The sequence below is a fragment of the Aeromonas sp. PS2Canimalfood6 genome (genome assembly GCF_048276795.1).
Classification (GTDB): domain Bacteria; phylum Pseudomonadota; class Gammaproteobacteria; order Enterobacterales; family Aeromonadaceae; genus Aeromonas; species Aeromonas caviae.
Genome location: NZ_JBLUXC010000100.1, coordinates 1 through 6,600, shown reverse-complemented (window position 1 = coordinate 6,600; position 6,600 = coordinate 1). Strand labels below are relative to the sequence as shown.

At 61.1% G+C, this 6,600-nt stretch carries 4 protein-coding genes; 3 read left to right on the top strand and 1 reads right to left on the bottom strand.

Features of this window, described 5'->3' with window-relative positions; translation table 11 throughout:
* Positions 1–183: 183 nt before the first annotated feature.
* The gene (locus tag ACNPAA_RS20460; protein ID WP_050498262.1) at positions 184–1,098 is read left to right on the top strand and encodes a 1-aminocyclopropane-1-carboxylate deaminase/D-cysteine desulfhydrase; all 915 of its coding nucleotides are present in this window, start codon (positions 184–186) and stop codon (positions 1,096–1,098) included.
* Here ACNPAA_RS20460 and ACNPAA_RS20455 read toward each other — a convergent pair.
* Complete coding sequence (locus tag ACNPAA_RS20455) at positions 1,095–3,008, bottom strand: EAL domain-containing protein (protein WP_417891974.1); 1,914 nt, start codon at positions 3,006–3,008, stop codon at positions 1,095–1,097. The two genes, ACNPAA_RS20460 and ACNPAA_RS20455, sit on opposite strands and share 4 nt — an antisense overlap.
* Positions 3,009–3,521: 513 nt before the next feature.
* On the opposite strand from ACNPAA_RS20455, the gene ACNPAA_RS20450 reads away from it, so the two are divergent.
* Positions 3,522–5,057, top strand: coding sequence for an EAL domain-containing protein (locus ACNPAA_RS20450; protein ID WP_113978382.1), 1,536 nt, complete (start codon positions 3,522–3,524; stop codon positions 5,055–5,057).
* Between the two features lie 151 nt (positions 5,058–5,208).
* Positions 5,209–6,306: a calcium:proton antiporter gene (locus ACNPAA_RS20445; RefSeq protein ID WP_010672612.1), complete on the top strand. Its 1,098-nt coding sequence runs from the start codon at positions 5,209–5,211 to the stop codon at positions 6,304–6,306.
* The last annotated feature ends 294 nt before the right edge of the window (positions 6,307–6,600 follow it).

Here is a 6,600-nt window from a genome sequence, read left to right as displayed (position 1 = left end):
CGTTTCCTGGCGTTGGTTTCTGCCTTGGCGAGGGCCAAGAAATCGATTGGATCGGACATACTGAGTACAGTGAAACCAGAATAGAGCAATTAGATCACATCTTTAATCTGATTGGTATTAGCCTCCAACTTTATGACAAACGACGCATCGACGACCACGCTGGCACCCACGGGAGACGATCCCATGGCGCCCCTTCAGCTCCCCTCCCCCCTGCACCGGATCCGACATCCTCTGCTGGCAGCCCATGACGTCACGCTCTGGTGCAAGCGGGACGATCTGATCCACCCGACCCTCTCCGGCAACAAGTGGCGAAAGCTCAAATACCATCTGCAACAGGCACAGATGCTGGGCAAGGGCCACATCCTCTCCTTTGGCGGCGCCTACTCCAATCACATCCACGCCCTGGCCGCAGCAGGACTCAGACTGGGACTGCGCACCACGGGCATCATACGCGGTGAAGGGGATACCGTCAGCAATCCCACCCTGAAAGCGGCGAAAGGCTGGGGCATGGATCTCGTTTTTGTCGACCGCCAGGACTATCGCCGGCGCCAGGATCCCGAATGGCTTGCCCGGTTCGAGGATGACGACACCCTGCTGGTACCGGAAGGAGGCAGCAGCCCGCTGGCCATCCCCGGGGTGGCCGAGCTGGTCGACGAGGTGCCCTTCTCGCCGGATCTCTGGGTGCTGCCCTGCGCCAGCGGCGGTACCCTGGCGGGACTCATCGCGGGCAAGCGGGCGCAGGAGCAGATCCTGGCCATCGCGGTGCTCAAGGGGGCCGACTTCATCACCGGCGAGGTATGCCGGTTGCATCCGGCGGCGGCCACCACCCCGGGCTGGCGCATTGCGCTGGATCACCACGACGGCGGCTATGCCAGGTTCAGTCCGGCACTCTGGCAATGGGTGCAGGCATTCAGTGCCGAAACCGGCTTGCCGCTGGAACCCATCTACAGTGGCAAGGCGATGTGGGGGCTCTTTCGCGAACTGGCGGCAGGCCGCATTGCGCGCGGCAGCAAGATCATCTTCATCCACACCGGTGGCTTGCAGGGGCTGGCGGGCCTGCAGGAGCAGGGCCGCCTGTCACCCCGGCCGGGGCGCTAGTCAGGCAGGTTGAGGGGGTCGGCAAACCAGGGACCTTGACCGGCATGCACGCCCAGGTGTCGCAGCATCTTCCACTCGTCGCCACTCTCCACCCCCACCGCGATGACCCGGGCCTGGGTATTGGCACAGCCCCCCACCAGACTGCGTACCGCCATCTGGTTGACCTGGCGAAGGTGGATCTCCCGCACCAGGCTGGGGTGCAGCTTGAGGAAGTGGATCTCGAACTCCTTGATGTACTGGGTGCTCACCACGTCCTGGCCCGCATGATCGATGGCAAGCCTGCACCCCAGCATGCGCATCGCCCGAAGCGGCCGCTTGAGGGCCTCGTAGTGGCGGGTCACCTGAGACTCCGACAACTGCAGGATCAACCCCTCGTTGGTACTGCGCGGCAACTGGAACAGCTCGAAGAAGAGCTCGCGCTGGAACTCGCGGGTGAGCAGGTTCTGGGCGCACAGAGAGAGGCTGATGGGGCAGCTCGATGCCGGTCGCTGGCGCAGCAGTCGCAAGGCTCGGGCCACCACCAGCCTGTCCAGCGGCAGCAGCAGACCGGCCTTCTCCGCCATGGGCATGAAGACCCCCGCCTGCAGCTCCCGGCCTTGCTCGTCGTGAAGGCGGATGAGCAGCTCCTGCTGCAACACCACCTGATCCCGCTCCTGCTGCACAGGCTGGACGTAGAAGTCGATGCCCTGCTCCTCGATGCGACGGCTGATCAGGGTGCGCCAGCGCACCGTTCCCTTGCTGCTCGCCTCCTCGTTGAGGGATTTCTCGAACAGGAACCAGCCGCTGTGTCCTTGCAGGCGCGCGCTCTTGAGCGCAAGCTCCGCCTCTTCCTGCACCTTGAGCAGGGAATCCTGTGCCTGATAGCAGACCGCACCGAGATAGACGGCGGTGTCGGCATTGACCGCTTCGGGCCAGTGCAGCCGCTGCAGACTCTTGAGCAACTGGCTGGCACCGTCCACCATCTCGCTCTCTGACATGTTCGGCAGCAGCACGGCAAAGACCTGACCGGCATAGCGCGCCTGCAGGGCTCCGCTGTGCTTGCGCACGAAGGCGGCGATGGTGGCGCTCGCCTCCATCAGGAGTTCCTGGCTCGGGCGCCCGCTCAGCTCGGGATCCAGCTCCTCCAGACCGGCCAACTCGATCAGCAGCACACCGCCGCTGATCACGCTTGCCTCCATGATGGCGCTCTCCAGCCGGTTGTCGAAGAAGAGGCGGTTGCCGATGCCCGTCGTCTTGTCGACGAAGGCGTTGCTGCGGATGAAGTTGTCGAAGCGGCTGCGCTCCTTGCGGGCGTCGGCCAGCTCGGTCAGCAGATGGGTGAGGGCCTGACTGGCCGAAACAGGCCACTCCTCGGCAGGGTCATGGGCCAGCTTGGTCAGCTTGCCATCCAGGATCAGCTGGGCACGCTCCGCCAGCAGCTCGGCACCGCGCAACTGCTGACGGAGCCAGCGGATGGAGTACCAGAGCCCGAACACCACGATGAAGATACCCAGAGAGATGCCGAACATCGCCTTCATGGAGTACTCGAACTCCTTGAACGGCCTGTCCAGCTTGAAGTCGGCCCGCATCCCGGCCTGATTGGGGATCGCCTCGCTGTAGGCGATCAGCAGGCTCTCGTCCGTCTGCTGCTGCACATCGCGAAACCAGTAGACCCGCTGCTTGTCCTGACGGATCTCCAGCTCCACCACATGGGAGGCCCGCAACAGGGAGGGCAGCCAGCGGGCAAGGGCTTGCTGGTCATCGGTCACCCCCAGTTGCTTGTCGATGATCTCCACCAGGGAGTCGACACGGTTCTGCTGCAGCTCCATTCCCATCTGGCGAAAACTGAAGACCCCGCCGAGCATCACCATGGCCATGGCCGAGATCACGCACAGCGTAATAAAAGAGACGAGTTGAGTGGTCAGTTTCATGTGCCTTTCCGTAGCCGACAGCATCCATAGGGCATCATGGTATCAGCCCAGACCAAACGCCGCCTATGGATGAAGATCCCGCTTCTGCAAATAAGCGGGCGGATGCGTCATGCGGCGCCGTTGTGCGGGCCGCAAAAGAGGCATCAAGGGAGAGAACGAGGGGACACAGGCTGAGGAGCGGACAGAAAAATGGTCCCACAGCGGGGACCAAAAGAAACACTCATATCAAAACTAACACTCTGTGCTACTGACAAAAATAGATACAGGAGTATTGAACACACGGTGAGTCAAACCGCACCGCTACTTTAGCCACTTCAGATAAGCTGGACAATTGTCATTTATGACAGGTCAGCGATTGAATCTTGTTCAGGTGTGTAGCCATATCCTTTATTTATCAATTAATTATCGTTTTTGTTCCAAGTGTGACCAACTTGACTCAAATTGATGCAGCTAATGCTATGATGCTTGAGTCTCAATCGGGTTGTTTCATTTCAGGGAAGAAGGGGGCCCACCATGTCTGCACGATCTCCGTTATGGATTCCTCTGGGCCTCTTCTGTTTGCCCCCGCTGCTGATGCTGTTGCTCACCCCCCTGTTGAGCGACAAGCTGGCTCACCACCTGTTGCAGACAAAGGAAAGGGCTCTGCTCGACTACCAGCAGGAGCGCAACCAGCTCCTGGATCACGATGTCCCCGCTCAACTCGCCCACTTTGCCTTCGATTGCGGCCCCAAAGACATGGCGCTGCTGCGCTCACCCCAGTATTACAACCGCCATATTCGCCTGGCCGGCCTGCAGCTTGCCAACGGGAGCGGCTGCTCCACCCTGGGCCCCGCCCTGCCCCAGCTTGCCGACGCCGGCATACCGGTCTCCCCCGACTTTCATATTTCCAGCACGGCCCCCATGTTCGATACCGAACGCGAAACCCTGGTCTATGCGAGACGCAACGGCAATCTGGCCTATTGGGTGCTCGACAGCAGCTGGAGCCATGAGCTGCTGCGCACCCCCTGCAACGACTGTTTCTACCTGGAGTTCAACCACAAGCACCCGACACAGTCCGGGCTCTTTTTCCCCCGTGGCAACAAGCACATTCGAGAAGAGCCACACCCGATGCGGCTGCTCAGTTTCGACCCCCAGCATCAGGTGGAGCAGACCCTCTGGGCTGGCGAGGCACTGAAACGCTACGCCCGCTCACAGATACACCGCGATGGCCTCTGGTCGGCCGGTGTGCTGGGGGCGCTGCTGGCGGCCCTCTACTGGGGCCTTAGAAACTACCGGCGATCCCTCAAAGGATTGCTGCAAAGAGGGCTGGCTCGGCGGGAGTTCATCCCCTTCTATCAGCCCATAGTGGACAGCAGAAACCGAAGGGTGGTGGGATTCGAGGCCTTGCTGCGCTGGCAGCGAGGACGGGATTTGGTGTCGCCAGGCACCTTCATCGCCTATGCGGAGGAGCAGGGGCTGATCCTGCCGATGACGGATCAACTGCTGGAGCGCATCCTGGCGGATCTCCCCGTCCTGGCCCCGCACCAGTGGGTCAGCGTCAATCTGGTGGCGGGCCATATCGAGCAACCTCGTCTGCGCACCCAGTTGCAGCGCCATGGCTGGCCCTCGCCGGCCCGCCTCACCTTCGAACTCACCGAGCGGGATCCCATCAAGCACATCCAGGGGGCCATGGCGGAGATCGCAGCTCTGCAGGAGAGGGGCTATCACTTCAAGCTGGATGACTTCGGCACCGGCTATGGCGGCTTTGCCTACCTGCAACGGCTCGGCATTCGCCAGATCAAGATCGACAAGATGTTCGTGGATACCATAGGCACGGACGACCTCAAACGCAGCGTGCTGGATGCCACCATCGCTTTCGGCCTCAAATCGGGCATGGAGATGATCGCCGAAGGGGTCGAAACCCAGGAGCAGGTGGATTATCTGCATCGCCACGGAGTCCACCTGATCCAGGGCTACGTCTATGCCAAGCCCATGCCCCTGAGCAAACTGAAGATCTGGCTGATGGCATGGCAAGAGGGCGAGACAACCAGCCCCTCCGACCCGCACTGAGGCGGTATCTGCCCCGCCTCTCACCCTCTGCAACAAAATGATGCTCCGCATGAGGAGCATCTCCCCTTATCATGGGTCTGTGCACCTTGGGTGCACCAAGTCGCTCCATACCCCGTCGGCCGAGGCCGCCCCGAGATGAGAACCACTGCCTATGAAGTCTTTTATCCGACAAGAGATTGCTCTGCCTGCCGGTCTGCTGACCCTGCTCTTCTTCAAAACCCTGGGGAGCGACCTGCTGGCAGAGACAACCCCCCTTGCGGTCTACCTGCCGGTGTCGCTGGCCCTGCTTGCCATCGTGACCTGGGCCATCTTCTCCGTCGTGCGTCACTCTGACGCCCTCGCCATCAAGCTCGGGGAACCCTTCGGTACCCTGATCCTGACCCTCTCGGTCATCTCCCTGGAAGTGGTGATGATCTCCTCCGTCATGCTGACCGGCGATCCCAATCCCACCATGGCCCGTGACACCATGTTCGCGGTAGTGATGCTGGTCACCAACGGTCTGGTGGGCTTCACCCTGCTGTTTGGCGGCTGGCGCTATCACACCCAGAACTTCAATCTGGACGGGGTCAAATCCTATCTGGTGGCCATCATTCCCCTGGCACTGCTCTGTCTGGTCCTGCCGAACTTCACCCAGGGCGGCACCCTGGGCAGCCTCTCCAAGGCCATGTCATGGATGCTGATCATCATCTCCATCCTGCTCTATGGTGTCTTCCTGCTGATCCAGACCCGCAGCCACAGCCACTTCTTCGTCGACAGCGATCACGAGGATCTCGAGGATCACCACGGCCCGCTGCAGAGCAACGTCTATCACACCCTCTTGCTGCTCGCCTACCTGGTGGTGGTCATCCTGCTGGCCAAAACCCTAGCCATCCCCATCAACTACGGGGTGCACGTGATGGAAGCCCCGATGGCGCTGGGTGGCTTCATCGTCGCCTGTATCGTGCTCGCCCCCGAAGCGGTCGGCGCCATCAAGGCGGCCTTCAACAACCAGTTGCAGCGGGCCATGAATCTCTACTTCGGCTCTGTGCTGGCCACCATCGCCCTCACGGTACCCTCCGTGCTCTTCATCGGCTCCCTGATGGGGCAGGAAGTGCGCCTGGGCCTCTCCCCTGCCGACATGGTGCTGCTCATCACCACCCTCATGGTCTGTAAAGTGACCTTCAGCAGCGGCCGCACCCACGCCCTGCACGGCGCCACCCATCTTGTGCTGTTTGTCGTTTACCTGTTCCTGATGTTTGAACACGGATAAGGCTGCCAGCACTCACCCCGGTGCTGTTCGTGGTTTATCTGTTCCGGATGTTTGAACACGGATAAAGCCGCCGCCTCTGTCTGCTGCCACTCTGCGCTGCCCGCTTCCGATGGCCCCGACGCGGAGCGCAAGAGACGGAAATGAAAAGACCGCCCCATGGGCGGTCTTATTTATGGTTCTTCGCGGGATCTTGGGGAAGTGGAAGTTGACAGACAGGGTGCTGGTAAACTGGCTGTCTCCAAACACACCACCACCATCACCCTGCTGTCGCCGTGCATCATATTGATATTGCCT

Bases quoted from the DNA above. Each gene is read 5' to 3' on its own strand.
- ACNPAA_RS20460 (WP_050498262.1), top strand. From the start codon at position 184: ATGGCGCCCCTTCAGCTCCCCTCCCCCCTGCACCGGATCCGACATCCT.
- ACNPAA_RS20455 (WP_417891974.1), bottom strand. From the start codon at position 3,008: ATGAAACTGACCACTCAACTCGTCTCTTTTATTACGCTGTGCGTGATC.
- ACNPAA_RS20450 (WP_113978382.1), top strand. From the start codon at position 3,522: ATGTCTGCACGATCTCCGTTATGGATTCCTCTGGGCCTCTTCTGTTTG.
- ACNPAA_RS20445 (WP_010672612.1), top strand. From the start codon at position 5,209: ATGAAGTCTTTTATCCGACAAGAGATTGCTCTGCCTGCCGGTCTGCTG.